At 42.8% G+C, this 24,421-nt stretch carries 29 protein-coding genes and 1 pseudogene; 20 read left to right on the top strand and 10 right to left on the bottom strand.

All coding sequences use genetic code 11. The features are described from left to right. Positions 1–132 precede the first annotated feature (132 nt). The 7 genes from LCY76_RS04480 to LCY76_RS04510 all read left to right on the top strand — a co-directional run bounded on the left by LCY76_RS04480 (position 133) and on the right by LCY76_RS04510 (position 9,508). On the top strand, positions 133–1,344 hold the full coding sequence (locus LCY76_RS04480; RefSeq protein WP_248251615.1) for a metallophosphoesterase family protein: 1,212 nt from the start codon (positions 133–135) through the stop codon (positions 1,342–1,344). Positions 1,345–1,357: 13 nt separating this feature from the next. Then, entirely contained in the window at positions 1,358–4,387 is a 3,030-nt protein-coding gene (locus tag LCY76_RS04485; protein WP_248251616.1) for an AAA family ATPase, read from the top strand. A gap of 77 nt (positions 4,388–4,464) precedes the next feature. Further along, positions 4,465–5,136, top strand: a complete 672-nt coding sequence (locus tag LCY76_RS04490; protein WP_248251617.1) for a response regulator transcription factor — start codon at positions 4,465–4,467, stop codon at positions 5,134–5,136. After that, positions 5,133–6,485: a sensor histidine kinase gene (locus LCY76_RS04495; protein WP_248251618.1), complete on the top strand. Its 1,353-nt coding sequence runs from the start codon at positions 5,133–5,135 to the stop codon at positions 6,483–6,485. Before LCY76_RS04490 ends, LCY76_RS04495 begins: the two co-directional genes overlap by 4 nt. Positions 6,486–6,516: 31 nt before the next feature. Beyond that, a complete protein-coding gene (gene yhaM / locus LCY76_RS04500; RefSeq protein WP_248251619.1) occupies positions 6,517–7,476 on the top strand; it encodes a 3'-5' exoribonuclease YhaM in 960 nt (319 codons plus the stop codon). A gap of 378 nt (positions 7,477–7,854) precedes the next feature. Continuing rightward, entirely contained in the window at positions 7,855–9,165 is a 1,311-nt protein-coding gene (locus LCY76_RS04505; protein WP_248251620.1) for an MDR family MFS transporter, read from the top strand. A gap of 82 nt (positions 9,166–9,247) precedes the next feature. Then, a complete protein-coding gene (locus LCY76_RS04510; RefSeq protein WP_082316026.1) occupies positions 9,248–9,508 on the top strand; it encodes a sporulation YhaL family protein in 261 nt (86 codons plus the stop codon). Positions 9,509–9,892: 384 nt separating this feature from the next. Here LCY76_RS04510 and LCY76_RS04515 read toward each other — a convergent pair whose 3' ends face one another. After that, positions 9,893–10,774, bottom strand: a complete 882-nt coding sequence (locus tag LCY76_RS04515) for a peptidylprolyl isomerase (protein WP_248251621.1) — start codon at positions 10,772–10,774, stop codon at positions 9,893–9,895. Between the two features lie 212 nt (positions 10,775–10,986). Between LCY76_RS04515 and LCY76_RS04520 the strand changes: the two genes are divergently transcribed. The 3 genes from LCY76_RS04520 (at position 10,987) to LCY76_RS04530 (ending at position 11,430) form a co-directional block, all read left to right on the top strand. Continuing rightward, complete coding sequence (locus LCY76_RS04520) at positions 10,987–11,085, top strand: YjcZ family sporulation protein (RefSeq protein ID WP_082316025.1); 99 nt, start codon at positions 10,987–10,989, stop codon at positions 11,083–11,085. Between the two features lie 111 nt (positions 11,086–11,196). Further along, the gene (locus LCY76_RS04525) at positions 11,197–11,292 is read left to right on the top strand and encodes a YjcZ family sporulation protein (protein WP_082316024.1); all 96 of its coding nucleotides are present in this window, start codon (positions 11,197–11,199) and stop codon (positions 11,290–11,292) included. 54 nt (positions 11,293–11,346) lie between these two features. Further along, a complete protein-coding gene (locus LCY76_RS04530; RefSeq protein ID WP_248254590.1) occupies positions 11,347–11,430 on the top strand; it encodes a YjcZ family sporulation protein in 84 nt (27 codons plus the stop codon). A gap of 65 nt (positions 11,431–11,495) precedes the next feature. Here the strand turns inward: LCY76_RS04530 and LCY76_RS04535 are convergent, their stop codons facing one another. Beyond that, a complete protein-coding gene (locus LCY76_RS04535) occupies positions 11,496–11,681 on the bottom strand; it encodes a hypothetical protein (protein ID WP_248254754.1) in 186 nt (61 codons plus the stop codon). Between the two features lie 89 nt (positions 11,682–11,770). On the opposite strand from LCY76_RS04535, the gene LCY76_RS04540 reads away from it, so the two are divergent. Both LCY76_RS04540 and LCY76_RS04545 read left to right on the top strand, forming a co-directional pair. Next, on the top strand, positions 11,771–12,340 hold the full coding sequence (locus LCY76_RS04540) for a YpmS family protein (RefSeq protein ID WP_248251622.1): 570 nt from the start codon (positions 11,771–11,773) through the stop codon (positions 12,338–12,340). A gap of 103 nt (positions 12,341–12,443) precedes the next feature. Further along, a complete protein-coding gene (locus LCY76_RS04545; RefSeq protein ID WP_248251623.1) occupies positions 12,444–12,785 on the top strand; it encodes a DUF1878 family protein in 342 nt (113 codons plus the stop codon). Here the strand turns inward: LCY76_RS04545 and LCY76_RS04550 are convergent. Together LCY76_RS04550 and LCY76_RS04555 are read right to left on the bottom strand one after the other, a co-directional pair. Further along, a pseudogene (locus tag LCY76_RS04550) lies at positions 12,776–13,359 on the bottom strand (HTH-type transcriptional regulator Hpr). The gene LCY76_RS04545 and the pseudogene LCY76_RS04550 sit on opposite strands and share 10 nt — an antisense overlap. Before the next feature lie 212 nt (positions 13,360–13,571). After that, a complete protein-coding gene (locus LCY76_RS04555; RefSeq protein ID WP_248251624.1) occupies positions 13,572–13,928 on the bottom strand; it encodes a YtxH domain-containing protein in 357 nt (118 codons plus the stop codon). Positions 13,929–14,081: 153 nt separating this feature from the next. On the opposite strand from LCY76_RS04555, the gene LCY76_RS04560 reads away from it, so the two are divergent. Together LCY76_RS04560 and LCY76_RS04565 are read left to right on the top strand one after the other, a co-directional pair. Continuing rightward, a complete protein-coding gene (locus LCY76_RS04560; RefSeq protein ID WP_248251625.1) occupies positions 14,082–14,225 on the top strand; it encodes a hypothetical protein in 144 nt (47 codons plus the stop codon). Positions 14,226–14,373: 148 nt separating this feature from the next. Beyond that, complete coding sequence (locus LCY76_RS04565; RefSeq protein WP_248251626.1) at positions 14,374–14,775, top strand: YkvA family protein; 402 nt, start codon at positions 14,374–14,376, stop codon at positions 14,773–14,775. A 52-nt stretch (positions 14,776–14,827) separates the two neighbouring features. Here LCY76_RS04565 and LCY76_RS04570 read toward each other — a convergent pair whose 3' ends face one another. The 3 genes from LCY76_RS04570 to LCY76_RS04580 form a co-directional block, all read right to left on the bottom strand. After that, complete coding sequence (locus LCY76_RS04570; protein ID WP_248251627.1) at positions 14,828–15,358, bottom strand: tryptophan transporter; 531 nt, start codon at positions 15,356–15,358, stop codon at positions 14,828–14,830. A 118-nt stretch (positions 15,359–15,476) separates the two neighbouring features. After that, the gene (serC, locus tag LCY76_RS04575; protein ID WP_248251628.1) at positions 15,477–16,562 is read right to left on the bottom strand and encodes a 3-phosphoserine/phosphohydroxythreonine transaminase; all 1,086 of its coding nucleotides are present in this window, start codon (positions 16,560–16,562) and stop codon (positions 15,477–15,479) included. Positions 16,563–16,733: 171 nt separating this feature from the next. Further along, positions 16,734–17,162, bottom strand: a complete 429-nt coding sequence (locus LCY76_RS04580; protein ID WP_248251629.1) for an HIT family protein — start codon at positions 17,160–17,162, stop codon at positions 16,734–16,736. A gap of 548 nt (positions 17,163–17,710) precedes the next feature. On the opposite strand from LCY76_RS04580, the gene LCY76_RS04585 reads away from it, so the two are divergent. The 3 genes from LCY76_RS04585 to LCY76_RS04595 are packed head-to-tail and all read left to right on the top strand — an operon-like array spanning position 17,711 to position 20,476. Beyond that, positions 17,711–18,454, top strand: coding sequence for an ABC transporter ATP-binding protein (locus LCY76_RS04585; protein WP_053355546.1), 744 nt, complete (start codon positions 17,711–17,713; stop codon positions 18,452–18,454). Continuing rightward, positions 18,451–19,668: an ABC transporter permease gene (locus tag LCY76_RS04590; protein WP_248251630.1), complete on the top strand. Its 1,218-nt coding sequence runs from the start codon at positions 18,451–18,453 to the stop codon at positions 19,666–19,668. The genes LCY76_RS04585 and LCY76_RS04590 overlap by 4 nt, the downstream gene beginning before the upstream one ends. A 46-nt stretch (positions 19,669–19,714) precedes the next feature. Next, the gene (locus LCY76_RS04595; RefSeq protein WP_248251631.1) at positions 19,715–20,476 is read left to right on the top strand and encodes an EcsC family protein; all 762 of its coding nucleotides are present in this window, start codon (positions 19,715–19,717) and stop codon (positions 20,474–20,476) included. A 57-nt stretch (positions 20,477–20,533) separates the two neighbouring features. Here the strand turns inward: LCY76_RS04595 and LCY76_RS04600 are convergent, their stop codons facing one another. Continuing rightward, positions 20,534–20,965, bottom strand: coding sequence for a ferritin-like domain-containing protein (locus tag LCY76_RS04600; protein WP_248251632.1), 432 nt, complete (start codon positions 20,963–20,965; stop codon positions 20,534–20,536). Positions 20,966–21,112: 147 nt separating this feature from the next. On the opposite strand from LCY76_RS04600, the gene LCY76_RS04605 reads away from it, so the two are divergent. The 3 genes from LCY76_RS04605 to LCY76_RS04615 all read left to right on the top strand — a co-directional run bounded on the left by LCY76_RS04605 (position 21,113) and on the right by LCY76_RS04615 (position 22,791). After that, positions 21,113–21,637: a type 1 glutamine amidotransferase domain-containing protein gene (locus tag LCY76_RS04605; protein ID WP_248251633.1), complete on the top strand. Its 525-nt coding sequence runs from the start codon at positions 21,113–21,115 to the stop codon at positions 21,635–21,637. A gap of 14 nt (positions 21,638–21,651) precedes the next feature. Then, positions 21,652–21,990: a DUF3243 domain-containing protein gene (locus LCY76_RS04610; RefSeq protein WP_248251634.1), complete on the top strand. Its 339-nt coding sequence runs from the start codon at positions 21,652–21,654 to the stop codon at positions 21,988–21,990. 84 nt (positions 21,991–22,074) lie between these two features. Continuing rightward, complete coding sequence (locus LCY76_RS04615; RefSeq protein WP_248251635.1) at positions 22,075–22,791, top strand: phosphatase PAP2 family protein; 717 nt, start codon at positions 22,075–22,077, stop codon at positions 22,789–22,791. On the opposite strand, the gene LCY76_RS04620 is transcribed toward LCY76_RS04615, so the two are convergent. Both LCY76_RS04620 and LCY76_RS04625 read right to left on the bottom strand, forming a co-directional pair. Next, on the bottom strand, positions 22,762–23,652 hold the full coding sequence (locus tag LCY76_RS04620; RefSeq protein ID WP_248251636.1) for a diacylglycerol/lipid kinase family protein: 891 nt from the start codon (positions 23,650–23,652) through the stop codon (positions 22,762–22,764). The genes LCY76_RS04615 and LCY76_RS04620 overlap by 30 nt on opposite strands. 151 nt (positions 23,653–23,803) lie before the next feature. Next, a complete protein-coding gene (locus tag LCY76_RS04625) occupies positions 23,804–24,304 on the bottom strand; it encodes an antibiotic biosynthesis monooxygenase family protein (RefSeq protein ID WP_248251637.1) in 501 nt (166 codons plus the stop codon). Positions 24,305–24,421: the final 117 nt, after the last annotated feature.

The following is a 24,421-nucleotide window of genomic DNA, read 5'->3' on the forward strand; positions in this document are numbered from 1 at the left end:
CTTTTTTTATGTTTTCTTTCACTTATCAAAACAGCTGCCACAATTATGGGTATTTTCCCAAATACGAGAACGTGCTTTCGTATATATGGTAAAATAAAGGTTAGAATGTGTAAGAAAAAGGAGAGATGGGTGTTGAAGTTTTTGCATTGTGCTGACCTTCATCTGGACAGCCCTTTCAAAGGATTGAAATATTTGCCCAAACCTATTTTTAAACGGATACAAAACAGCACCTTCCGATCCTTTACTGCAACAGTAAACCTTGCAATAAAGGAGAGGGTGGACTTTGTTGTGATTGCAGGTGATATATATGATGGGGAATCCAGAAGTTTACGAGCGCAGACTTATTTTCGGAAAGAGCTTGAGAGACTGGAAAAACACGAAATTTACACCTTTATGGTTCATGGAAATCATGATCATCTCGAAGGTTCATGGATAGATATTGAATGGCCGATGACTGTTCATATTTTTCAGGGAGGGCTTCCAAGCTCGATGCCCTTTTATAAAAACGGAAAGCTGGCAGCCATGCTGCATGGATTCAGTTATGAGAAACGGTCTGTAGCCGAGAACCGTGCGCCTCATTTTCCGGAGAAAAAGGATGAAGCTTATCATATCGGTATTCTGCACGGAAACGCGGATGGACAAAGCGAACATGAATCCTATGCGCCGTTTAAAGTGACGGAGCTTTTAGGGAAGGGATATGACTATTGGGCTCTCGGGCATATCCATAAGAGAATGGAGCTTAGCCAGGATCCTCCTGTTATCTATCCTGGAAACATTCAAGGCAGAAATCAAAAGGAAACGGGTGAGAAAGGCTGTTATATCGTTGACACTAATAACGGTGTACAGGACTTCCACGCAATGGCAGACATCCTATGGAAGGAAGAATTCATTGATCTTACGGGATGTTCGGCCATGTCGGAAGTGATTGAAACGTGTATCGAAGTGAAAGAGAATGCCAGAACAGAAGGTAAGGGTATACTTCTTAAACTGATCTTAGAGGGCGATTCTTCTTTATTTCATGAGCTGAGTGATGAACTGTTCCTGGATGACCTAATGGAGACCCTTCAGGACGGTGAAGAGGAGAACTTATCTTTTGTTTACCCGTTCGCTGTTGTAAATAGTTTAAGAAGAAGCTGGAATCGTGATCAGCTATTGAACGATGGAGGGTTCGTCGGAGCCCTTTTGCACAACAGCAGTGAATACGAAGAGATGCTGAAAACCACGAGAGAGCTGTTTTTGCACAAAAGAGCCAGACGATATTTAAAGCCTCTTGAACCGGAAGAGGAAGAAGAAATCATCAAGGAGGCAGAAACATTTCTATTACGGTTTTTGCTGAAAGATTAGGAGGTATGAAGCTATGTGGATTAAACAACTGCACATCTATCATTTTGGCAAGTTTCAAAACCTCAAAATAAAGGATTTGTCCAAGGGAGCGGGCTTTATTTCTGGTGAAAATGAAGCGGGTAAATCTACCTTGATGAGTTTTATTAAATGTATGCTCTTTGGTTTTCCTTCTAAGCTTACCAGCGAAAGAAGGTATGAGCCAAAAGATGGGAACCGGATGGGCGGATCTCTTACATTAATGACAGAATCACACGGAGAACTGGCCATTGAGCGCGTAGCAGGAAAAGCGGCAGGTGATGTTACAGTCTATTTGGAGAATGGTGAACAGGCCGGTGAAGATTTTCTGCAAAGCGTGCTGAAAGGGCTGGACCGTTCGCTTTTTCAAGGGATCTATTGTTTTGACATCGATGGACTCCAGGAAATCGAAAAGATCAGCCGGGATCAGCTGGGGAGCTATCTGCTCGGCGCGGGTATGACAGGCAGCAAGGAGCTGCAGGAGCTTGAAGCCCTGCTGGAAAAAAAGCAGGCTGTGCTTTTTAAACCCGGCGGCAGGAAGCCGGTGATCAACGAAATGCTTCAGGAGCTACACACGGCAGAAGAAGATCTGCTGAAGTGGAAAAGGAAAAACGAAGAATTTCAACCCGCCGCTTTGGAATTAAAAGAAGTGAAGGACTCTATACAAAGAGCGGAGAAAGAAAAGGCTCATCATCAGGAACAATGGTATCAGGCTCAAAAGTGGAAATCGGTGCTTCCGCCTCTCCAGAAGTGGAAAGAAAATAAACTGGCACTCGATCAGCTGCAAGAGGGTGAGTTTCCTGAAAATGGACTGCAGCGGCTGGAGTATTTGCAGGAAAAGCTGTTTGATCTTGAAGGAGACTTGGCAGTTTGCAAGAATAAAAACGATGAAATTGAAAAGCAGCTTGCAATTCTGGCAATCGATGAACAAGTACTGAAAGAAGAGGCGCGTATTGAAGCCGTTGGACAGAAAATCCATTATCTTGAGAGTCTCTTGAACGACAAAGCGGGCTTGCTCCAAAAGGCTGAATTGCTAAGCAAAGATATTCAACGTCTTATCCATGAAACAGGCTATGAAGGAGAAGACAATAACCTTTATGAATTGAACAATGGACTTGCAGCAAAAAACGGCCTTGTTCTCATGACAAAAAATCATGAATTGCTGCAGCAGAAGAAAGAATGGATGGATCAGGAGCTGACAGCCTCCCGCAGCCGTCTGGAATCAGCAGAGGAGCGGCTGAAGCTTGCAAAAGGAAAGCTGCTCCATGAAGCGGATTTTCAGAAACTGAAGGAACATGCTGATCAGGATAGAACCTATCGAAGGCTCATGCTCGAAAAAGAACAGCTTCAGATGCAAATCAAAAGTGCAGAGGGATATAGTTCGTCACGCTCAGTTCCCCGGAAAAAGAACTGGATTTCGGCAGGAGCCTTATTTGTTTTTATTGCCGTCATTATCATCTATCTTGTAAGTAAAGGCGAAATGGCTGGAGCTCTGCTTTCAGCTTTGGCGCTGGGTGCCGGTTTCCTGTATTGGATGAAAAGCAGAACGAAAGAAAGAGGTAGCCAGACAGGGAAGGAAGATCTTCCGGCTCTCTTGGTGCAGCTGCAAAAGCTTGAAGAACAGCTTGCAGGCATTTCAAATTTTGAAGAGCTTGACCGTCTACAGCAGCAATGGATCGAGGAGCAAGCGCAGCGCAATGAGTACAATAGGCTTCAGGAAGAAACAAAGCGGCTGGAACAGTCCTACCAGCAAACCGCAGCCGGCTATGACAAGCTGGAGGTGGAGGAGTTTGACAACGAGGCCAGCATACAGGAGTGGAGCAGGGAAAATGGGTTTAATGGACCTTGGCAGCACCTGCTTCTGCCTGGCTATTTTGAAAAGATTGAAAGACTGAAGGAACTGTTGATCGAAAAATATCAATTGGAAGAAAGGCTTTCGCAGCTTCAAGAGAATATTTCCGTTATTTTAGAAGATGTGAACCAGCTTTCAAAACAGCTCGGCCTTTCAGAGCATGCCTCTTATCATGAGAGAATAATGCAAGCACGCATGCTGCTTCAGCAGGAAAAGGAAAAGCAGCGGAGGCTGGAATTGCTTCAGGAAGCAAAACGGGCAGCTGTTGAGAATGAACAGGAATTACTGACGAAGCGTTTAAGTTACACAGCAGAAAGAATCCGGCTCTTTCAAAAGGCCGATGCTGATAACGAAGAGAGTTACAGAAAAAAGGGAGAAGCGGCAGATTCAAGGAAAAAGATACAGGAGCAACTGTCACAGGCTTTGCTCCAGCTTTATGCTTTTGGATACAGCGATGAAGAAATTTTCAATCTTTCGGACAGGCTGCTGGACAAATCCTTTAATCTGGAAAAGGAGATTGCAGCGGCAGCAGCCTCTCTAAAAGAAAGTGAGCATGAGTTAGAAAGCTTCAAGGGTAAAAGTGCTGAACTGTCCCTTCGCCTGCAGCAGCTGCAGGAAGACGGCAGCTACTCGGAATGCCTGCAGCGTTATGAAACGTTAAAGGATGTTCTGCAGGATCACGCAAGAAAGTGGACTGTTTACAGGACAGCCGGGGGTCTGCTGAAACAAACGAAAGAACAGTTTCATGCGGAGCGGCTGCCGGCCATTTTAAAAAAGGCAGGAGTATATTTCTCCCGCATCACCGCGGGGAAATACGTGGATTTATTCCTTGCAGGGGAAAAGGAAAGTTTAATCATTGAGCGGAATGACGGTGTCCGTTTCCAACCCGTGGAGTTAAGCCGCGGGACAGCCGAACAGCTATACTTATGTGTGCGGCTGTCCCTCGCTTCTTTATACCAGAGAGAAGGAATGCCTCTGATTATGGATGATGTGACCGTTAATTTTGATCCTGTCCGTACAAAACAGACCTTGGACCTGCTCATGGAGATCGGTGAAAAGCATCAGATCATCTTCTTTACGTGCCACGAAACACTGTTCAATGACAGGCCTTCCGTGCCGGTCATCCATTTAAAGAAACCGCAGCCTGTCAGACCGGGCGACGGTGCATTTTTATAAATTGACGTGTTTATGATATAAAAAGAGTAGCAGAAGTGCTTTCAGAGCTGAACCTGCACACAGGAGGGGAACGACCAATGAGTGACTATAATGTTTACCTGGTGGAAGATGAAGAGAATCTTTCACAGGTTTTAAAAGCGTATATGGAACAGGAAGGCTGGAACGTGACCGTTTTTGACAATGGCGAAGAGGCCGCGAAAAACGTAGAAGATACCCCTCATCTTTGGATATTAGACATTATGCTCCCTGGAATTGACGGATATGAAGTATTACGAAAGATTAAACAGCATTCCGATACTCCGGTTATTTTTATTTCAGCCAGGGATCAGGACCTCGACCGAATCGTCGGCCTGGAATTGGGCAGTGATGATTATCTTGCAAAGCCATTTATGCCAAGGGAACTTGTCATACGTGCTAAAAAACTTCTGATTCGGGTATATGAAAGCGGAGCACTGGTTCCTAAAAAAATAGAAATCACGGGGTATATCATTGATCCGGTCGCGAGAAAGATTACCTTTGACGAGGAACTGATCAATCTGACATCAAAAGAAATGGATGTTTTGCTGTATTTGATTGAAAATCTTGGTACCTCAAAAGCCAGGGAAGAGATCCTGGCTCACGTGTGGGGCTCTGATTATTTTGGCTCTGAACGTGCGGTTGATGATGTCATACGGCGGGTAAGAAAAAAGATGCCGCGCTTAAATCTTGAAACGGTCTACGGTAACGGGTATAGGATCGTAACCTCATGATCCGTTTAAACCTGACACAGAGAATCTGGATATCGTTCGCCATTTTAATTCTTCTCATAGGGCTTATTCTTGCTATTATCTTTCCGCTATCTATTAAAAAAACGATGACAGATGAAACCTATAAGATTATCAAAATCGAACAGGATAAACTTATGGATCAGGATAAAGAGATTCCTCAGCCTGATACATCGATTGATTTTATTGAGCGCAGAAAATTAGGCCGTTCTGTCGGACATGTGGTCATCAAAAATGATTATCTTGGCACAAAAGGAGATTATATTCCCGATCGCGTATTGGCTGAAATGAGTTCACATGCCTATAAGCAGAAATCTGACCAGCAAAAGTATGAACTGACGTTTGGCGATGCCACGCTGTTTTACATCGTTAAAAGACTGGAAACTGATTCACATGGCAACTTTTATTTAATTTCCTACATGTGGGATACGTACCGTGACCAGATGGTGGACCGGCTATGGACACGGCTTCTCTGGATCTTGTTCTTCACAGGGATGATTGCCGTTATCCCGGCTCTTTGGATGGCCCGTTATCTTCGTGCTCCATTGACGATATTGGGCAGACGGTTTGAACAGATCGCCAAGCGAAACTGGAAAGAGCCCTTCATCTGGCATGAAGACGATGAATTCCAGAAGCTTTCACAGCAGTTTGAATCCATGCGCCAGAATCTGATCCGGTACGATACGGCTCAAAAGACGTTTATCCAGCATGCCTCACATGAACTGAAAACACCGGTCATGACCATTAAGAGTTATGCCCAGTCGGTCAAGGACGGCATCATGCCGAAAAATAACATTGAAGATATGATGGATGTAATCTTAAGTGAAGCCGACCGGATGGAAAACCGGGTAAAAAACATGCTGTATTATACAAAGCTTGATACACTGAAACAACAGACCCTTCAGTGGGAAATGATCTATTTTGGAGTACTTGCGGAAGAAATTATCAGCCGTTTCCGTTTTCAGCGGGATGATATTGAGCTTTCCATCATTGGTGATGAAGTTTTATTCTGGGGTGACCGTGAGCAGATCACAATCGTTTTTGAGAACTTTATCCAAAATGCGATGAGGTATGCACGATCCAGGATCATTTTATCGGCAAAAGAAGAAGGAAACAACATCACCCTTGGCGTATGGAATGATGGAGAGCAGCTTTCAGACCGGGACCGTGAAAATCTTTTCCTGCCTTTCCGTAAAGGCAATAAAGGGCAGTTCGGGCTTGGATTAGCGATCGTGAATCGAATTGCCGAGCTGCATGGCGGGATACCCAAAGTAACCAATATTGAAGATGGTATTCTATTCGAAGTCATTCTTCCAAAGGACAGGCAGACATAAGTTTAAACTATATAAAATATGAGGTGGCATAATGAAAAAAGGTCTTGCTCACTATAAAGTGGGAGAAGTGGTAGACTCCTATTTAATGATAAAATCATCCACAAAATCTACAGCAAGCAACGGTAAACCCTTTTTAAACCTAATCCTGCAGGACCAGACAGGGGATATCGATGCAAAGCTATGGGACTGCTCCCCGGAGGACGAACAGCAATATGTTCCTCAGGCTTTGATCAAAGTTACCGGTGATATGAGCAACTACAGAGGAAAGATGCAGCTCAAGCTCAAACATATCCGTCCGGCATCTGAGATTGACGGCGTGAAGATTAGTGATTTTGTAGAAACAGCACCGCTTACACAAGATGTGATGATGGAGAAAATCACACAGTACATTTTTGAGATGCAAAATCCTAACATCCAGAGAATTACAAGGAACCTTTTAAAGAAATATCAGGATGATTTCCTAAAGTACCCGGCAGCCGTGAAAAATCACCATGAATTCGTTTCCGGTCTTGCCTACCATGTCGTGTCCATGCTTGATCTGGCCAGGGGAATATCAACCCTGTATCCTTCGCTTAATACTGATCTGCTTTATTCCGGCATCATCCTTCATGACCTGGGCAAGGTGATTGAACTGTCAGGTCCAGTGGCTGCCAATTATACGCTGGAAGGAAAGCTTCTCGGCCACATTTCCATTATGGTGAATGAGATCGGGATTATCGCAAAAGAACTGGAAATTGAAGGAGAAGAAGTTACGGTCCTTCAGCATCTCGTGTTAAGCCATCATAGCAAACCAGAATGGGGAAGCCCGAAAGCACCGATGATCCGTGAAGCGGAGATCCTTCATATGATTGATAATTTCGATGCAAAAATCAACATGATGGACAGAGCGCTGGTCAAGGTGGAACCAGGGGAATTTACGGAAAAAATCTTTCCTCTGGAAAACCGCAGCCTCTACAAACCGCTTTTTGAAAAAGAATTAGCAAAAAAGTAATTGTCGTAACAATTTGAATATGGTAAATTTAGAGAGAGATAAATGAGATGGAGGCAATGACAAATGAAACCCATTGTTCAAGAAAAGGTGTCTGCTAAATAACTAACTAAATCTAATGTTGTACCGGACGGCTGAAGGAGCTCTGTTTCCTTACGTTTATAGCGTACAAGTGTGATTTATTTAGTTATGACCTTTTCTCTTGAGCGATGGACCCATTTGTCATGCTATAGCCTTCAGCACGTAATAGAAGCCTATAGTTGACGTGGAATGCGCAGCTATAGGCTTTTTTATGCCCAATTCAGCACTTTCCATTAATAAGCGCTCAAGAGATCGGTTGATTGTTATTTGATTGAAACATATGAAAAGAGAGTGATAGGGATGAAGTGGAAAGATTGGGACAGAAATATTAAAGTTCGCCTTTTGGGAGAGTTTGTAATTAATCTGCTATTTTGGATGTTTTTTCCGTATATGGCGATTTATTTTTCCGATGAACTTGGAAAAGAACAAGCCGGTTTGCTGCTGGTTGCTTCCCAGTTGGTGGGAGTCGTAACCAACCTGGTCGGCGGTTATTGTGCCGATACATTCGGAAGAAAGAAAATGATGGTGGTTGCCGGTGCAGGGCAGGCAGTTTCCTTTGCGCTGTTCGCACTGGCCAATTCTCCTTGGCTGAATTCGCCTGTGCTGACTTTTTTGGCGTTTACGGCATTAGGTTTGTTCGGATCTTTGTATTGGCCGGCAAGCCATGCAATGATCGCGGATGTAGTGCCTGAGAAGAACCGCAGTGAAGTGTTTGCTGTCTTTTATACGAGCATTAACATTTCAGTTGTGTTCGGACCGGCATTGGGAAGTATCTTCTTTTTCGATTACCGGTTTGAATTGCTGCTGGCCTGTACGATTGTTGGCATTATCCTGACTTTTGTCCTGCAGAGGTTTATCAGGGAAACCGTGCCGGAGAAGAAGCCGATCGTTGAAGACAAGAACGGCGAGCCGAAAAAATGGTCCGAGGTCGTCTGGGATCAGTTGAGAGATTACCGGGTAATTGCAAAAGATAAACTTTTCCTATTGTTTATTCTGGCAGGTGTGCTCGTCGCACAGACCTTTATGCAGCTTGACTTATTGATTGCGGTGTATACGACAGAAAAGGTTCCTGTACAGACGCTGCTTCATCTCGGTGACTGGTCACTATCGCTTTCAGGTGAAAAAGCGTTCGGTTACATCGTATCAACAAATGGTTTATTGGTCGCGCTGTTTACCGTTTTTATGTCAAAGTGGATGAACAAATACAAAGAAGGAAACATCTTTGTCATTTCCTCTCTTTTATATGGAGTAGGGATGCTGCTTTACGGAAACACGACTGTCATCTGGCTCCTTTTCCTGGCTATTACCGTCTTTACAGCTGCTGAGCTGATGGTCGTCGGCATTCAGGAGAGCTTTATCTCCAAGCTGGCTCCGGAACATATGCGCGGACAATATTTTGCCGCAGCAGGACTGCGTTTCTCCATTGGACGAAGCTTAGCACCGTTAGCAATTCCGCTTACCATGTGGATTGGTTTTCAATGGACGTTCTTTATGCTGTTCGTTCTAACCGTAATCAGTGCAGGCTTATATCACGTGATGTTCCGTTTGCATGATAAAAAAATGGCAGAAACAGAGAAACAAAACTCAGTTGCTCCCAACGCGGCAGGTTAAAAAAAACAATAATCAAATGACATATCTTTCTTCCATGCTTCATAAGATGGGAATACGAAGCTTGTCTTTAGGAGGAATAGGAATGAAAGGATATGTAGCCCTGGGACTTGGAGTCTTACTCATTGTTGCTTTTGTTTTAAAAGAATTTGTTGCTCCTCTTCAATATTTCTTTGATTTAACGCCATTTTGGGTATACTTTGTGGTCGCAGGCATCATCTTCAGCGGATACCGGAGCTACAATTTAGGTTCTGAACAGAAGCTGCTCGACCTGAAGGTGATCGAACAAGAAGGGGAAGTATTCATGAAACGAATCGCTGAAGAACGTGAACGCAGAAGTAAATAGGGTAAATGTTTAACAAGCCGGCCGGCAAGGTATTGTGTATGAAACCTTGTTGGGCGGTTTTTTGTTTTTGCGGGCGGGAAAGATCGAAACACTCCATTTTATTATCGAACAGTTTATATTGACACGATTCGATAATTTTTGCCCATCCTTTATTCCAAACCCTATAAAAAAAGAGGATGATCCCTGTGGGAAACATCCTCTTTTTGTTGCTGTGTAAGAGTTCCACCGTCTATCGGCTTTGAATGGGTCCTTCAGCTTTTCATCGATCCAACTTCAAAGCTTAGAGCCCCGCCAACTTCACTCCCTCAACCCAACACAAAAAACGTGTTGAATTTCAGGAGCTCCAGTTCAACGGGGCTCTGAGCAAAGCGTTTCAGCCTTTCATTATTGCTGTGGCTGGGCTGGCATTTGAGTGTCTTGTTTTTTTAGTGCGTCTTTTAGATCTTTATCTTTGATCTTGATGTCAGCTTTTTTCTGAAGCTTAGTGATGACTTGATCTGTTGGTTTCGCTTTTTGCTGTTTCAGTTCTTCACTGATTTGTTTCTTCTTGTCTTCAAACTTGTTGGTTTTCTTGTCTACGACTTTAATGATGTGGTAGCCGAATTGAGATTTTACAGGGTCGCTGACTTGTCCAGGTTTAAGCTTGAATGCTACTTTATCAAATTCCGGAACCATTTGGCCTTTACCGAAGTAACCAAGGTCTCCGCCTTTTGATTTAGAACCAGGGTCTTTGGAATACTTTTCAGCAAGTTTGGCAAAGTCTTCACCTTTATCAAGTTTCGCTTTTACTTCTTTTGCTGTTTTAGCATCATCCACCAGGATGTGGCTTGCTTTTACTTCTTCGTTATATTTTTCGTTAAATACTTTTTTCATTTCAGCATCGGTAACTTTGACACCATCTGTTGCTGCCTTTTTATTTAGAAGCTGTGTCTTAACGAGTTTTCGTAAATCTTTTTCGTTTTTAATGCCGTTTTGTTGAAGGGCTTGCTTGAACTGGTCTTCACTGCCAAGCTGTTTTTTGATTTTAGCGATCTCGTTGTCAATCTCATTATTGGTAACCTTGTACTCTTTTTCGAGAAGTTTATTATCAACCATTTGCTTAAGAACTTGATTTCCGTACTGTGCCTTAAGCTCATTGTAGAATTCATCCTTGGTGATGTCTCCAGCTTTGGATTCCACAACCTTCTCTGATCCTGCACCGGAGTTGCACGCTGACAGCGACAACACTCCCGCAGCAAGTCCAAGGGATAATAACCATTTTTTCATCTGACACACTCCCACTGTTCGAGTAATATTTTCACAGTATCTACTATAGCATAAACATTGGATAAAATCCTATTCATACTCGGAATTATGAGAAAAATTACACATATTTACTGTTTTCATTGAGCAAGGAAATTTTTATAAACCGGGACATTCGTCTAATCAAACCAAGACATATCACTATATGATGTGGAGAAGAAAAAAGGAGGAGATAGATGATGGGATGCGGTGCTGGTTTCGGACATAGCTTTTTAATTCTGATCATTCTTTTCATTTTATTGATAATAATTGGCTGTACTTGCTTCACGTGGTAAGGACAAGGACGTAGGCAAAAGTTTGAAATTTATTTCGATTTACAGGCATTCGCCTATGCGAGCAATAGGTGGGCTGCATAGGATAGCGTAAGAAATAAAGGAGGTGGCATCATGGGTTCTACACATGGAAGAGGCTTTGCGTTAATCGTTGTGTTGTTTATTCTGTTGATCATCGTCGGATGTGTATGTTGGGGAGGATGGTGTTAATCACTCCTCATAATCGGTAGTAAACCGGCTTTCTCTGCCGGAGGAGGTATTTCAATGAGCGGTTTTTCTGGCGGCTTTGAGCTGATTGTTGTATTGATAATCCTACTCATTATTATCGGATGTATTTGTTTCTGTTGAGGAGAACTAGAGAGGGATGGCATCTGCCATCCCTTTTGTTTTCGTAGAAGCATAGGAATGCCTCCTTAGTATGTAAAGATGTTTTCTACATAAGCACTGATTAAAAGAATGGTAATCAGAACATTTATGGTACGGAACACACTGGGCTGTGTTTCATCAGGAATGGATTTACGTGAACAGAGTTCATTGGTGAGGGTATTAAAAACAAATAAAAAAACAGGGGCAAGAATTACAAATATCATATCTGGCATGTTACAATACCTCCATAAAAAGCTACCATTCTTACTTTAACAAAAGTTGGAGAATAAGAATAGAAAAATGCAACTATTGGAGGATGAAAATGAAAAACAAATGGAAATGGAGCTTCTTTGCTCTGGCTGCCGTTATCGTCATCGTTATCATTGTCATTGCATCGCTGATATTTTCAGGGGGAGAAAAGGACTTTGATAAAGCTGAACAAACCGGTGGATCACTGGCGGGAAAGAAACTATTCACTATACATACGGGGAAAGAACAGGCTGCGTTTCTAATGAACAAACAAATTGAGGAACAAAAAAACCTGGACCTAAAGGTAAAGCTTACGAATCAGATGAAACTGTTCGGGCGGGTAGACGTTTTTGGAAGAGAAGTAGTATACCAGATGTCGATGGCGCCAGAGGTTCTTCCGAATGGAGATCTGGCTCTGCATGAAAAAAATGTACAGGTCGGACGTTTGAATCTGCCGGGCGAGCAGGTGCTTAATCTGGTTTCAAACAGTGTAGACCTCCCCAAATGGGTAAAGGTTTACCCTCAGGAAGAAATGATTCACGTGCAGCTGACCAAGATGAACATAAAGAAGCACATTAAGGTAAAGGCCAAAGAGGTCGATCTGCCCCATAATAATATTTCGATAGACGTGTTTGGAAAATAAGCAGATGGAGAATTTTAGAAGAAAAAAAAAAGCCGCCTTACAAAAAAGGCGGCTTTACTATACAATAGAAACTAAAGATCGACTATAAGAAAGCAGGATGAAGATGGAAACGATTGAAGAACGTGTTGAACGGCTGGAATATTATAACCGGCTTACTGTACAATCGATAAATTTAAGGACATATCCCTTCTATACGCTGGTGATGGAAAAACACCTTAGCGAAGACGAGGTGGGAGATGTCCTTTCATTGTGCGATGAACTCCAAAGACGTTTTGAGGTCCAGACGGAGAGCGGTTATGTGCAATACCTTCCTCTTCTTCTCCATTTTGCAGGAATGCTGAATCAAAAGCTGAAGCCAAGAGAAACCGTTCAAGCACTTCGTACCCAAGGCGTCTATCCTGAACTTATGGATAAGCTGTATGATTTGGCACGGCGTTACGAGTGAATGCCTGCCAGCTCAGGAGTCATTGGTATGACATTGCTTGGGGGCTTTTCCTCCAAGCTTTCTTCAACTTTCATCTCAAGTTTGTTAAAGATCGTCATGAAGTCCTCACCGTAGAGGTTTCGGATCATGCACATGATCTCAGGGAAGTCAGGGAACTTTCCGAAGAGTTCCTTGATCGGTAAAGCGGATGAAAAGACACCGAAGCTTGACGGATCATAGGTTTCCATTGTTTTTAGGAGAAGCTCTTCACCCTTATCCGTCAATTGAATGTATGTATTGCGCTTGTCATTTTCTTTTTGGAAAATGAAAGGTAGCCTTGTTCCTCCAGCTTTTTTGAAAAGTTAAAAGCAGTCGACACGTGCATGACTCCGAATTTTGCAATATCGGAAATGCTGGCTCCTTCCAATTGATGTGCAATCCATAAAATGTGATGTTCGTTGATGTTTAATCCGTAATCCTTAATCCAATTCTGCCAGTCTTTTTCCACACTCTTCCATAATGCTTTGCTGATCTGCGCGAATTTATGACTGAAAATCATCGCTTCCTTTACACTGTACAAATTGTCCTTTTCCATACTAAATGCCCTCCATTACTACATATAAGAACATCAATCTACCCCTCATTATGCCAGTATTTTCTATAATAAGAAAGTAAAATTTTTCAAAACTAAAAGAAAAATTGGTAATAAAGGCATAAAACTTAAGTATGATAAGATATGGGAGATCATAATAGTTAAATAATAAAAGAAATCTCCCCGTTCAAGGGAGATCCTCAATTGTACAGTGATTATTTAGCCAGGGTAGCTTTGCTTTCCTCAAGCGTGTCCTGGATTTCTTTTACGTTCTCCTGGATACTTTCCATGTTGGGCTGAACATCTTCCTTCCAATGATCAATATCCTTCTTTAAGTCAGCAGAAGCCTGCTTGAACGCGTCCTTTCCTTCTTTGGAAACAAACATAATTTTTTCTTTAAGAGTAATACTCTCACGTTTCATTTGGGAGACAGAGTTCTTTAACTTATACGCACTGTCTTTGATGTCCTGTCTGACGTCCTTTCCTGACTTAGGCGCAGACAGCAGGGTTGTTGCACCTGTAACGATTGTTCCGATGGCGAAGCCGTAAAGTAAAGATTTTGCTTTAGACATAAATAATTCCTCCTCTTTTATAGTTAGTATTACATTCTTGGTGGATCAGAAGAATTCCTATTGAGAAATTTCCCGAAAACATAAATATTTAACGATGATTTTCGGCATGATTGGACAGGCACCTGCATATTTATAGTATGGGGGGGATGGACAATGAATTGGAAAACCATAATATTGCTGATTGCAGGACTGCTTTTAATTATGCGCATGATGTACTCCTTAAACACTACCCGCCAATATTCCTTTCGTAACACTTCCATCAAAAAAAGAGAAAAACCGCTGTCGTTTTCGGCTTGATCGGGATTACGGGGCTAGTTGTCTGTTTGCTTACTTTTGTCACAAAATAACGAAAAATAGGGAAAGCTGATTCTTTTTGAATCTGCTTTTTTATGTTAGAACTATAATAGATAAAGGTATAATAACAACAAGTCAGGAGGAGGGTATTATGGAGCGTCACACCATCGGTAATTATTTTAACAGAATGAAAAGCAAGGCCTCTGTTATTCTGGATGATGATCATCAAACAGGTGAACTGATCACCAATGCCGAGAAAAAAACAGAATCTGCACAAAACAACAGCAGCTTGCGGGAACTGACTTCTCAGGTGAAAGCGTTAATCAGGCTGGTAAAGCATTATCGTGACGGCTCATACCGGCATGTATCAAAAAAATCGATGATGCTTATTGTTGCGGCCCTGCTGTATTTTGTCAGTCCAATCGATGCAGTTCCAGACTTTTTGGTAGGCATTGGCCTATTGGATGATGCTGCTGTTTTGGCTTTTTTATACAAAACGATCAAAAAGAAATCGATCATTACATGGAATGGGAAGAAGAAGAGCAAACCATAAAGCCGGCACCTTAAATAAGGTACCGGCTTTATTTATGGCTTATTAAAATGAATTATACTTGTGCTTCTTTCGATTGCGGTGGTATTGAACGCTTTCTGATGCTGTGTGCTACCGGATACAAGACGAACATGACGACACAGTTTACGGCAGCAGTCGGCAATACGACCGCCAGGAAGATGGACAAAAACGTACCAGGCAGGCCGGCAACGAGAAGAGCTGTACCGAGGAAAATCGATCCGCTCACAATCGTTCCAGCGAAAGTTAATATCGCAGCTGTTAATGCATTTAGTTTAAAGCGCGAAACGAGTAGGAATAGTCCTAAAAAAACGAGTGCGGTTATTGGTTTATCGACCAGGTTGGCGATCTGCCCGCCCGGGAAAGTTGTTGTTATGGCTGTAATGACTCCTGTTGCCAGCGCAGCTACAATGACGTTAGAAAGCGACGGGAACATGATAATCGTTAGAAATAGCATAGTAAGCATCATATCTGGCCTCATCCCTAAAAAGAAGGGCGGCATAATGGCATGAAGAACATACCCCAATGCTAATAAAACACCTGTCAGTGCTAATGATTTAGTTTTCATTACTCATCTCTCCTCAACTCAACTCTTAATTCATCTTTCATAGGTGCACTTTTGCCCTATGCAAAGAAGTTATCACCTATAATAACAAATCTGGAGCTTTTTGAACAGTAAATAAAGACTATTTATCATGTTTTTTCTGGAAATTTTCCATGAAATCCCTAAGTGCCTGACAGGCCTCAAGAGGAACTGCATTATAGGCTGAGGCTCTGCATCCGCCGATGGACCGGTGGCCGGCCAGCCCGTAAAATCCTTGTTCATGTGCTTCTTTTAAAAACTGCTTCGTCAACTCTTCATTTTTTAAGGTGAACGTAATATTCATCAATGATCGGCTGTCCCTGGCAGCATGTCCTGAATAAAAGCCGCTGCTTTGATCAATGGCTTCATAGATGAGCTGCGCTTTTTCCTGGTTTCTTTTTTCGAGTTCCTCCAGACCGCCCAGATTTTTCGCCCATTCAAGAACGAGTTTCAGAAGATAGATGGAAAAGGTAGGAGGGGTGTTATAGAGCGAACGGTTTTTAATGTGTGTCTCATACGAAAGAATGGCCGGAAGCCCTTCATTTGCCCGTTCGGCTGCATCTTTTCGAAAAATTACAACCGTCACACCGGCAGGACCCAGGTTTTTTTGAGCTCCTGCATAAATTAGGCCGAACTTATCTATGGGAATCCTTCTGCTTAAAATATCACTGGACATATCAGCGATCAAAAAAGGGTGGTCAATACCGTCGAATGAAGCCCATTGTGTACCATAGATGGTATTGTTGGATGTTAAATGAACATACGAATATTCTTCAGGAGAAAAAGAAGGAAGATCAGGAATAGAGGCATAGTTGGAAGCTTTTCCTGATACGATGTCTTTTACATCTCCAAATTTATCGGCCTCTTTTAACGCTTTTTCAGACCAGGAACCGGTTAAGATATAGCCGGACTGTTCGCCGGGCTTCATAAAATTCATGGGTATCATCGCAAATTGCAGGCTCGCACCGCCCTGCAAGAATAGAACTTCATACTGATCGGGTATAGAAAGCAGTTCTTTTAAAAGGTTTTTTGCTTCTTCATGAACTTCCTCATAGTGTTTACCGCGATGGCTGTGTTCCATAATGCTGATCCCCGTGTCCTGGAAATCCAAAAATTCTTCTTTTGCTTTTTTCAATACCTGCCGGGGTAAAGCGGCAGGTCCTGCGTTAAAATTATATACCTGTTTCATGAATGCAATTCCTCCCCTTATTTAGTGGTTTCAAATGCTATATAAAAGGCCCTCAGTTTTTTCTCCAATAAGAAGGCGGTTCAATCACACCCCGCCAAAAATCAACAACATGGACTAACAGAGCTTATAAAATAAAAAACTGCCTTGATTCAGGCAGCAGATATACATATGTTATGAAGAAAGATGGGAAGCGATCGAGCTGGAAATCTCACTGAACTCTTCCTGTGAGTAATCATGGGTTTCCCACACTGCTCCAAAGCCATCTCCTTTGCCGTAGCGGGGAATGATATGTACATGGTAATGAAAAACGGATTGTCCTGCAGGTTCTCCGTTATTATTCAGTACATTAAGACCGATGGGATCAAATGACTCTTTAATCGCTGCGGCAACGGCCGGAACAGCTGCGAACAGTTTTCCTGCTGCTTCAGCAGGCAGGGCAAAAATATCTTTGTAATGCTCCTTTGGGATTACGAGGGTATGCCCTTTTGTGACTTGGCTGATATCGAGAAAGGCCAGCACGTTTTCGTCTTCATATACTTTATAGGCGGGTATTTCGCCCTTCACGATTTTACAAAAAATACAATGCTCGTCATGGTTCATTTCATCACCTCTGAAAATGTTTTTTCTCATTTTAGCATAAGTGCGAACAATATGTTATTGGAACATTTAGAAATTTAAACAAAGAAAGAGGACCCTACGTTTGTAGAGCCCTCTTCCTTATAGAGGTTAGAGAAGAAAGGAGAACCTGGAAACATACATTTCGATTTTTTTGCGAACACCTCATTCTGTTGGATTAAAAGCTTAGGTAAGCAATAATCTTTCCAAGAGAATCATCTCCCTGAATTTGGTTGTTCAAATCGTATATAGCACCTAAAATCTCCCTCGAAGAAGGGGGGATGCCTTCTTCAAATATAGGTTTGCCAAGATTCAAGAAGTTTATCCATAAAAAATTCAGCCGTTGGAAAACAAAAAAGAAACATAGTATGATGAAGATGAAATAAAGGCGAATTGATAACAAATTAGAGGTGTCGCAGCTGTTCCTGAAACGAAGGACAGCTTTTTTAAAACGTGGTACGCTGTGCGGTTTTTCATATAAAAAGGACAATCTCGGTAAAATAGAGGAGAAGCTGGGAAAGAAGGGGTCGAACATGAAAAAAATTCTTGAAGTCAACGGATTAACAGGAGGCTATTCACCTGACAGGCCTGTGCTGCATGATGTTTCTTTTAATGTGCATGCCAATGAAATCGTAGGGCTGATCGGTTTGAACGGAGCGGGTAAAAGTACGACCATCAAGCATGTTTTAGGTCTTATGGAGCCGAATAAAGGTACTTCCAGAATTAATGGGAAGACGTTTCAGGAGGAACCGGAGGAATATCGCGGACAGTTATCCTACATACCAGAGACACCTATCCTGTACGAAGAGCTTACTCTTTGGGAACACCTCGAGATGACTGCCATGGCGTATGGCCTGGAGGAGCAGACGTTTTTAACAAGAGTAAGGCCTCTGCTTGCGGAATTTAACATGGAAAATAAAATCAAATGGTTTCCCGGACATTTTTCAAAAGGTATGCGGCAGAAAGTCATGATTTTGTGCGCTTTCCTGGTAGAGCCTGAACTCTACATCGTTGACGAACCATTCGTCGGACTGGACCCGCTCGGCATTCATTCATTTCTGGAACTGATGGAAAGGTTTAAAAATAACGGAGCAGGCATCCTGATGTCAACACATATCCTGGCAACGGCGGAACGGTACTGCGATCGTTTCATCATCCTGCATGAAGGCAAGATCGCTTTGGAAGGGACGTTAGCGGAATTGAAAAATCAGGTCGGAAATCCTCAGGCTACGCTCGATGAGATCTATATTTATACCAGCAGAGGAAACAGGCCATGATGGATTTCACAAAGATATGGCAGAGCAGAAAGGACCAGTATTTTGCAATAGCGCTCCGCTACTTCAGATTGATTGGAAACAGCGGGTTCATGCTCTCGCTTTACATTTTGTTTGTGATGGGAAGCTTCTATTATGCCAGAATCCTTAAACAGCTCCCTGAAAACTTTCCAGCGTCCTGGCTGCTTGTCGCGGTGTTTGCCTATTTGCTGACAAAAAGCCCTGTACGGACGTTTTTGAAAAAAGGCGACCTCGTGTTTCTCCTGCCTGTCGAATCGAGAATGAAAGAATATTTCAGGCATTCCCTGCGTTATACGATCATCATTCAATGCTTCGTGATCGCCGTTGTGTTTCTCGCATTCGGGCCGGTGTTTTCAAAGTTCATTTCCGGAAGGCTGTTTGAAATGCTGGTGACCTTTATTCTGTTGCTGGCAGCAAAAATATGGAACGTCAAAACCTCATGGGAAGAACAGCGGCTGCCCTTTGACCGCAGCAGGAGGAACTATATGGCTATCCGTTTGGCTGTTAATGCAGTGTTCCTGTATCTTCTTTTTCAGAAGGCTTATGTGTTCATCCTCGCTATTCTTGCCATTATGTACGTTTTATCAAATTTTGTTTTTGGTTATATCAAGAAAGTGCACGGCTACAAGTGGGAGCATTTGCTTGAAGTGGAAAATGGCATGATGATGAAGCTATATCGGATTGCCAACTTGTTTACAGACGTCCCTCAGCTGTCTCAAAAAGTAAAGCCGAGAAAGTGGCTGTCACCGCTTTCCAAAGTGGCCTTTAAACAGAGCCATACGTTTGACGGTTTATACCGCAAGACGTTTTTTCGATCCAATGATTATTATGGAATCTACATTAGACTGATTATCATCGGCGTTCTTTTCCTTTTCTGGATCCCGTCCGGGTGGTGGCATCCTCTACTCGTCTTGTTATTTATGCATGCAACAGGCGTACAATTGCTGCCGCTTTACGGTCACCACAGGGGAAACGTATGGTTCGAGCTGTATCCAGTCAAACACCAATGGCGTTTTCAGGCTTTTCAAAAATGGCTTCGTATCCTTTTAACCATCCAGGCCGTCCTTTATATTGCCTTTCTGCTGTTGACGGGAGGGACTTGGATGATTGGAGCTGTATCAGGAGTGGCTGCAGTTATCTTTGTCTGGCTGTTTACCTCTTACTATACTAAAAAACAGCTGTTGCGAGTAATGTAGTAGTAATACAACCAAGCAAGGCTGGGAAGGATTGAGGGGAAGCTGTATGGGAAAGTATGAAACACAAATTCTGGCTGAACTGAACAGTTGGGAAAAAGAGATCAACAAAAATCCCTCTCTCTGGGACCGATCAGCTAAAAAACTGCAAACCCGCATAAATGATCTTCTGCCCGAAAAGGTTCATCAGGTGATCACGAAAAGCATCAAAAGCATGGTGCATGGCACACTGATTGGTTCAGAATATACCTCGAAAAAGCAGCCGCTTGCTCCTCTCGCCCTCAGGGAAAGTGATCAAGCGGCAGATTCGTTAATCACCGCTTACCGCCGGACAGCTGCAGTTGAGGGGGCGGGAACAGGGGCGGGGGGATTTTTACTGGGCCTTGCGGATTTTCCAATCTTATTAGGAATTAAAATGAAGTTTCTGTTCGATGTGGCTGGAGTCTACGGATACGATGTTAAAGATTATCGTGAACGCCTGTATATTTTGTATATCTTTCAGCTTTCTTACTCAAGCCCGTTTAAGAGAAAAGAACTCTTGGAGAAAATCATGAACTGGGAACGGACTATTGCAGATTTTCCGTCTGAACAGCAATATTTGCAGAATATTGATTGGCAATCTTTGCAGCAGGATTACAGAGATCATATCGATCTAGTAAAGATGCTGCAGATGATCCCCGGTTTTGGAGCAGTAGTGGGTGCTTATGCGAACTATCGCTTTTTGGATGAACTTGGAAAAACCGCGAAGAATTGTTTCCGGCTGAGGACAATCAATCAATTAAAGGAAAAAGGCTGGCTGAAAGAGCCATAAGAAAAGCTGCCCCTGGAAAACCAATTGGTTTTCCAGGGGCAGCTTTATTGTTTTATTTTAGAAACGGTTGTCTTTTAATAGACGATCCATTTCTTCTTTATGTTTGGTTTCATCAGCAATCATGTCTTCGAGCTGGACAACCAGTTCCGTCAGTTTCAGCTGAGCTGCCTGCTCTTTGCGTTCTTCGTATCGGCGAATGGTGTCAATTTCTGCATTTCTTGCTTCTTCAAGCATTTGGCGTACATCTGATACCTGTTTGACTTCTTTTGGAGTTGTTGTAGGTATTCCGCCGAGTGTGCTGATCTTTTCTGCAAGGTAAAGGGCATGGCCTTGTTCATCGCTAATTTCTGACTCAAAGAATGGCTTTAGCACTTGGCGAAAGATTCCTGAAACCGTTGCTGCGTTGTGATTGTACATAATGATCGCTGAATATTCGTTGGCTAGATCCTCGTTTAGTCCATCAATTAGTGCTTGTAAATCTTTTTCCATCTTTACATTACCTCCCAAAATTCATTCTGTGTTATTCTTCCCCGTTTGCATAATGGATAAACTATGGAAAAAAGGGTTTACTTCAGTTGGCAAAAGGAAATGTTAAGAGGTGTAGACAGATGAAAATGTAAAGGAGCGTGGATTTCAGTGGCTAAAATCGCAACTGTACTTACCAATTTATTTGAAGATGTTGAATATACAGACCCAGCGAAAGCTTATAAAGAAGCGGGTCACGAGGTAGTGGTGATCAGCTCGGAAAAAGGAAAACAGCTGGAAGGAAAGCAGAAAGAAGAAACCGTTACTGCTGATGCAGGCATTGGTGATGTCAGCCCTTCTGATTTTGATGCTCTTTTCATCCCCGGCGGCTTCTCGCCTGATCAACTTAGGGATGATGAACGGTTTGTGAGTTTCGCAAAAGACTTTGCTGATAACGGAAAACCAATCTTTGCGATCTGTCACGGCCCTCAGCTATTAATTACAGCAGAAGTATTAAAGGGCAGAAAAGTAACAGGCTATAACTCCATTAAAGTGGATTTGAAAAATGCGGGAGCTAATTTTGTCGATGAAGAAGTGGCAGTTTGCGGAGGCAACCTTGTGACCAGCCGACAGCCTGATGACATCCCGGCATTCAACAAGGAGTCCCTTTCCATTCTTTCAAAATTAAATCAATAAAGGAGAAGAAAGCTATGGGCAATGAAGAAAAGCATATCCTGCACAAAGACGATACAGTGAACATCAACAAAGTAGATGATACCGTTGGACGCATCAGTGATGAACGCAAAGATGAAATTTTACGGAACTTTTCTGAATTTAAATCGTATCTTCATACAAGGGTGGCGCTTGGTGAGAAACTTGGATTAGATGAAGAAACAATTGCTAAAGCTGCACAAAAAGTGGCAGATCATCTGGCTGAAACCGAAGAGCCGCGCAATGCTGAAGAAAACCTTCTGAAAGAGCTTTGGAAGGCAGGAGACGAAAATCAAAGGCATCAACTGGCGCATATGCTTGTAAAGCTTGTACAATAGGACGCAGAAAAAGCTGCTTTGATTGCTCTTAGCAGCTTTTTCTTATTGCCAGATGTTATGACTGATGAAGCAAGAGGTGTTAAAATGCTGCAAAAATGGATGAAAAAAATATCTTTCCCTATCGTCCCGGCTATGCTGCTTGTGATTGGTTTTTTGCTGGCGGCGGCTGCTATTTTTATTTTTGCTTCCCTCTCTGAGGAAATTGTTGAAAAGGAACCTTTTGAATTTGATCCGGTAATTATTGATGCCATACGTTCTTATTCCTCACCGGGGCTGGATCGTGTGATGTTATTTTTCACAGAAATAGGGTCCAAGCTGGCTCTAGGCATTTTGCTTGCTGTGGGTATGCTTTGGCTGTGGTTCAAACGGCAGAATTTATGGGGGATGGTATTCTTCCTGCTGGCTGTTGGCGGGGGAGGCTTATTGAACTTGCTGCTCAAAAATGCTTTTCAAAGAAAAAGGCCCAATGCAGATCCTTTGGTAGAAGCACTCGGCTTCAGTTTTCCAAGCGGACATGCAATGGGCAGTATGGTGTATTATGGATTCTTGGGATATTTGGTTGTAAGGAGCAAGAGAAAGCCCTTAAGAAAAGCAGGGTGGACCTTATTGTTTGCGGTCGCCATAATTGGAATCGGCATCAGCCGCATTTATCTCGGTGTTCATTATCCCTCTGATATTATTGCGGGTTACTCTGCAGGATTGGTATGGCTTCTCTTATGCATAGCAGCCCTGGAGGCTGTTTATTTTTATAAACGCCAAGGAGATGATCCCTCAGACTGGAAAGTTGCCGACGATGACTGACAGATACTTTTCCAGGTTAACCAGTTCAGCGGGTGTATGGACATTCCGTTCACCATCACAGTCGATCAATTGATCAGGCGCTGTATTTACCTTAAGGCGGCTGGTTTTATAGTATTGGATATCGTCATTGGCGGGATTCTGATTCAGCATTTTGGATTGAATCGTATCCCAGATTAAACGCAGAGATGGTTCTTTTACGATAAGAATATCGAATTTTCCGTCCTGTATATCGGTATCTGGGAAAAAGGCTTTAATGCCTCCAGTAAAAGGGCCATTTCCAACGATAAGCATAGCGGCTTCCCCTTGATACGTAAAGTCGGGGCTCTCGATTTCAAGTTGAAACGGATTATAATTTTTTAATGTTTGGGCGGCTGAAAGGTAGTAGGAAAGCCGTCCGAATTTATCTTTGAACTGGCTGTCTATATTGGTGGAAACTTGTGTAATGAGACCGATTCCCCAAAAGTTAAGAAAATAGTTAGCATTGCAGTGTCCAACGTCCAGCTGCTCGACCTTATGCTCCAAGATCTGGTCAACAGCTTTGAAGGGATTCTGATTCATGCCGATCGCCCTTGAGAAGTCGTTGCATGTACCTCCGGGAAGTATAGCAAACAAAGGCCTTTTTTCCAGAGGGCAAAGCGCGTTTACGAGCTCGTGGATGGTACCGTCTCCTCCCGCTCCAATCACGAGATCGACTTCACCTGCAATCTTCGTCAAAAAGCTTCCTCCATCTCCAACATCCTGCGTTTGATGGACGATGACCTCGCTGTATTTTTCTTCTAGTTTTCGTACCACTTCATTTATGTTTTCAACAAGTTGCTTATTTCCCGCATTCGGATTTACGATAATGGCGGCTTTATTCATATCCGCGCCTCCCCATTCTTGTTACTAAAGAAATTCGAACTGAGTTTTTTGTTTTTAATACCATTGCCGTTGTTTTTTTCAGTCAGGAAAAAGCCTGCAGAGCAGCAATTCTGCCCGCTGGCTTTTCGGGACGTCCAATGTTTAAAAGCAGTTACGATTTTGAAACGACATCATATTCTTTTACAAAAGAGGGGCCGGAAAATAGAGTCTGGGGCAGTCCTGAGCCAGTGCCTCTGTTTTTGTGGGCTTCGGCATAGGCATTCGACTGCTGCCAGCTCGTAAAATCTCCTTGGGATTTCCAAAGGGTCATCACAATATAAGGGTCGTTTTCTTCTGGGCGCAGTACCCTGATGGCAGCAAAGCCCGGTTCCTGTTCAACAAGACCTGCGCGCTGCTTAAAACGTTCTTCAAAGAGCGATCTTCCTTCTTCAGTTACTTGTATGTGGTTTAAGACGGCGAAAGAGCCTTCCTTCAATTGGCCCCTTGCATTTAAAATCTCATAGCCATGGCCCTCTTGGAAGGGATTTTCTCCTTCAAGCTCTGCGATCAGTGCCGCATCGCCGCTGCTTTCCAGCAGAATGGAGTGATCAGAAGAGGCTTCTGGAAGATTTTCTAAATAGTGCTGGGTTCCATACGTGATATATAGCTTCATATAATCCGCTCCTTATGTTTTTTATGTTTGAAATGCAGTCAACTCTAATTCATGATTTACCCGAGGTAAGCAAATAATAAACGAAAGCAAAAACGGACAGCAGGCAGCGCAAGCAAT

The organism is Fictibacillus marinisediminis, assembly GCF_023149135.1.
Classification (GTDB): Bacteria; Bacillota; Bacilli; order Bacillales; family Fictibacillaceae; genus Fictibacillus_C; species Fictibacillus_C marinisediminis.

Bases quoted from the DNA above. Each gene is read 5' to 3' on its own strand.
- LCY76_RS04610 (WP_248251634.1), top strand. From the start codon at position 21,652: ATGGGCAATGAAGAAAAGCATATCCTGCACAAAGACGATACAGTGAAC.
- LCY76_RS04535 (WP_248254754.1), bottom strand. From the start codon at position 11,681: ATGCCAGATATGATATTTGTAATTCTTGCCCCTGTTTTTTTATTTGTT.
- LCY76_RS04510 (WP_082316026.1), top strand. From the start codon at position 9,248: ATGAAAGGATATGTAGCCCTGGGACTTGGAGTCTTACTCATTGTTGCT.
- LCY76_RS04615 (WP_248251635.1), top strand. From the start codon at position 22,075: ATGCTGCAAAAATGGATGAAAAAAATATCTTTCCCTATCGTCCCGGCT.
- LCY76_RS04580 (WP_248251629.1), bottom strand. From the start codon at position 17,162: ATGAACCATGACGAGCATTGTATTTTTTGTAAAATCGTGAAGGGCGAA.
- yhaM (WP_248251619.1), top strand. From the start codon at position 6,517: ATGAAAAAAGGTCTTGCTCACTATAAAGTGGGAGAAGTGGTAGACTCC.
- LCY76_RS04515 (WP_248251621.1), bottom strand. From the start codon at position 10,774: ATGAAAAAATGGTTATTATCCCTTGGACTTGCTGCGGGAGTGTTGTCG.
- LCY76_RS04595 (WP_248251631.1), top strand. From the start codon at position 19,715: ATGGGAAAGTATGAAACACAAATTCTGGCTGAACTGAACAGTTGGGAA.
- LCY76_RS04590 (WP_248251630.1), top strand. From the start codon at position 18,451: ATGATGGATTTCACAAAGATATGGCAGAGCAGAAAGGACCAGTATTTT.
- LCY76_RS04540 (WP_248251622.1), top strand. From the start codon at position 11,771: ATGAAAAACAAATGGAAATGGAGCTTCTTTGCTCTGGCTGCCGTTATC.
- LCY76_RS04570 (WP_248251627.1), bottom strand. From the start codon at position 15,358: ATGAAAACTAAATCATTAGCACTGACAGGTGTTTTATTAGCATTGGGG.
- LCY76_RS04625 (WP_248251637.1), bottom strand. From the start codon at position 24,304: ATGAAGCTATATATCACGTATGGAACCCAGCACTATTTAGAAAATCTT.
- LCY76_RS04565 (WP_248251626.1), top strand. From the start codon at position 14,374: ATGGAGCGTCACACCATCGGTAATTATTTTAACAGAATGAAAAGCAAG.
- LCY76_RS04585 (WP_053355546.1), top strand. From the start codon at position 17,711: ATGAAAAAAATTCTTGAAGTCAACGGATTAACAGGAGGCTATTCACCT.
- LCY76_RS04495 (WP_248251618.1), top strand. From the start codon at position 5,133: ATGATCCGTTTAAACCTGACACAGAGAATCTGGATATCGTTCGCCATT.
- LCY76_RS04490 (WP_248251617.1), top strand. From the start codon at position 4,465: ATGAGTGACTATAATGTTTACCTGGTGGAAGATGAAGAGAATCTTTCA.
- serC (WP_248251628.1), bottom strand. From the start codon at position 16,562: ATGAAACAGGTATATAATTTTAACGCAGGACCTGCCGCTTTACCCCGG.
- LCY76_RS04525 (WP_082316024.1), top strand. From the start codon at position 11,197: ATGGGTTCTACACATGGAAGAGGCTTTGCGTTAATCGTTGTGTTGTTT.
- LCY76_RS04600 (WP_248251632.1), bottom strand. From the start codon at position 20,965: ATGGAAAAAGATTTACAAGCACTAATTGATGGACTAAACGAGGATCTA.
- LCY76_RS04560 (WP_248251625.1), top strand. From the start codon at position 14,082: ATGAATTGGAAAACCATAATATTGCTGATTGCAGGACTGCTTTTAATT.
- LCY76_RS04485 (WP_248251616.1), top strand. From the start codon at position 1,358: ATGTGGATTAAACAACTGCACATCTATCATTTTGGCAAGTTTCAAAAC.
- LCY76_RS04530 (WP_248254590.1), top strand. From the start codon at position 11,347: ATGAGCGGTTTTTCTGGCGGCTTTGAGCTGATTGTTGTATTGATAATC.
- LCY76_RS04620 (WP_248251636.1), bottom strand. From the start codon at position 23,652: ATGAATAAAGCCGCCATTATCGTAAATCCGAATGCGGGAAATAAGCAA.
- LCY76_RS04555 (WP_248251624.1), bottom strand. From the start codon at position 13,928: ATGTCTAAAGCAAAATCTTTACTTTACGGCTTCGCCATCGGAACAATC.
- LCY76_RS04520 (WP_082316025.1), top strand. From the start codon at position 10,987: ATGATGGGATGCGGTGCTGGTTTCGGACATAGCTTTTTAATTCTGATC.
- LCY76_RS04545 (WP_248251623.1), top strand. From the start codon at position 12,444: ATGGAAACGATTGAAGAACGTGTTGAACGGCTGGAATATTATAACCGG.
- LCY76_RS04505 (WP_248251620.1), top strand. From the start codon at position 7,855: ATGAAGTGGAAAGATTGGGACAGAAATATTAAAGTTCGCCTTTTGGGA.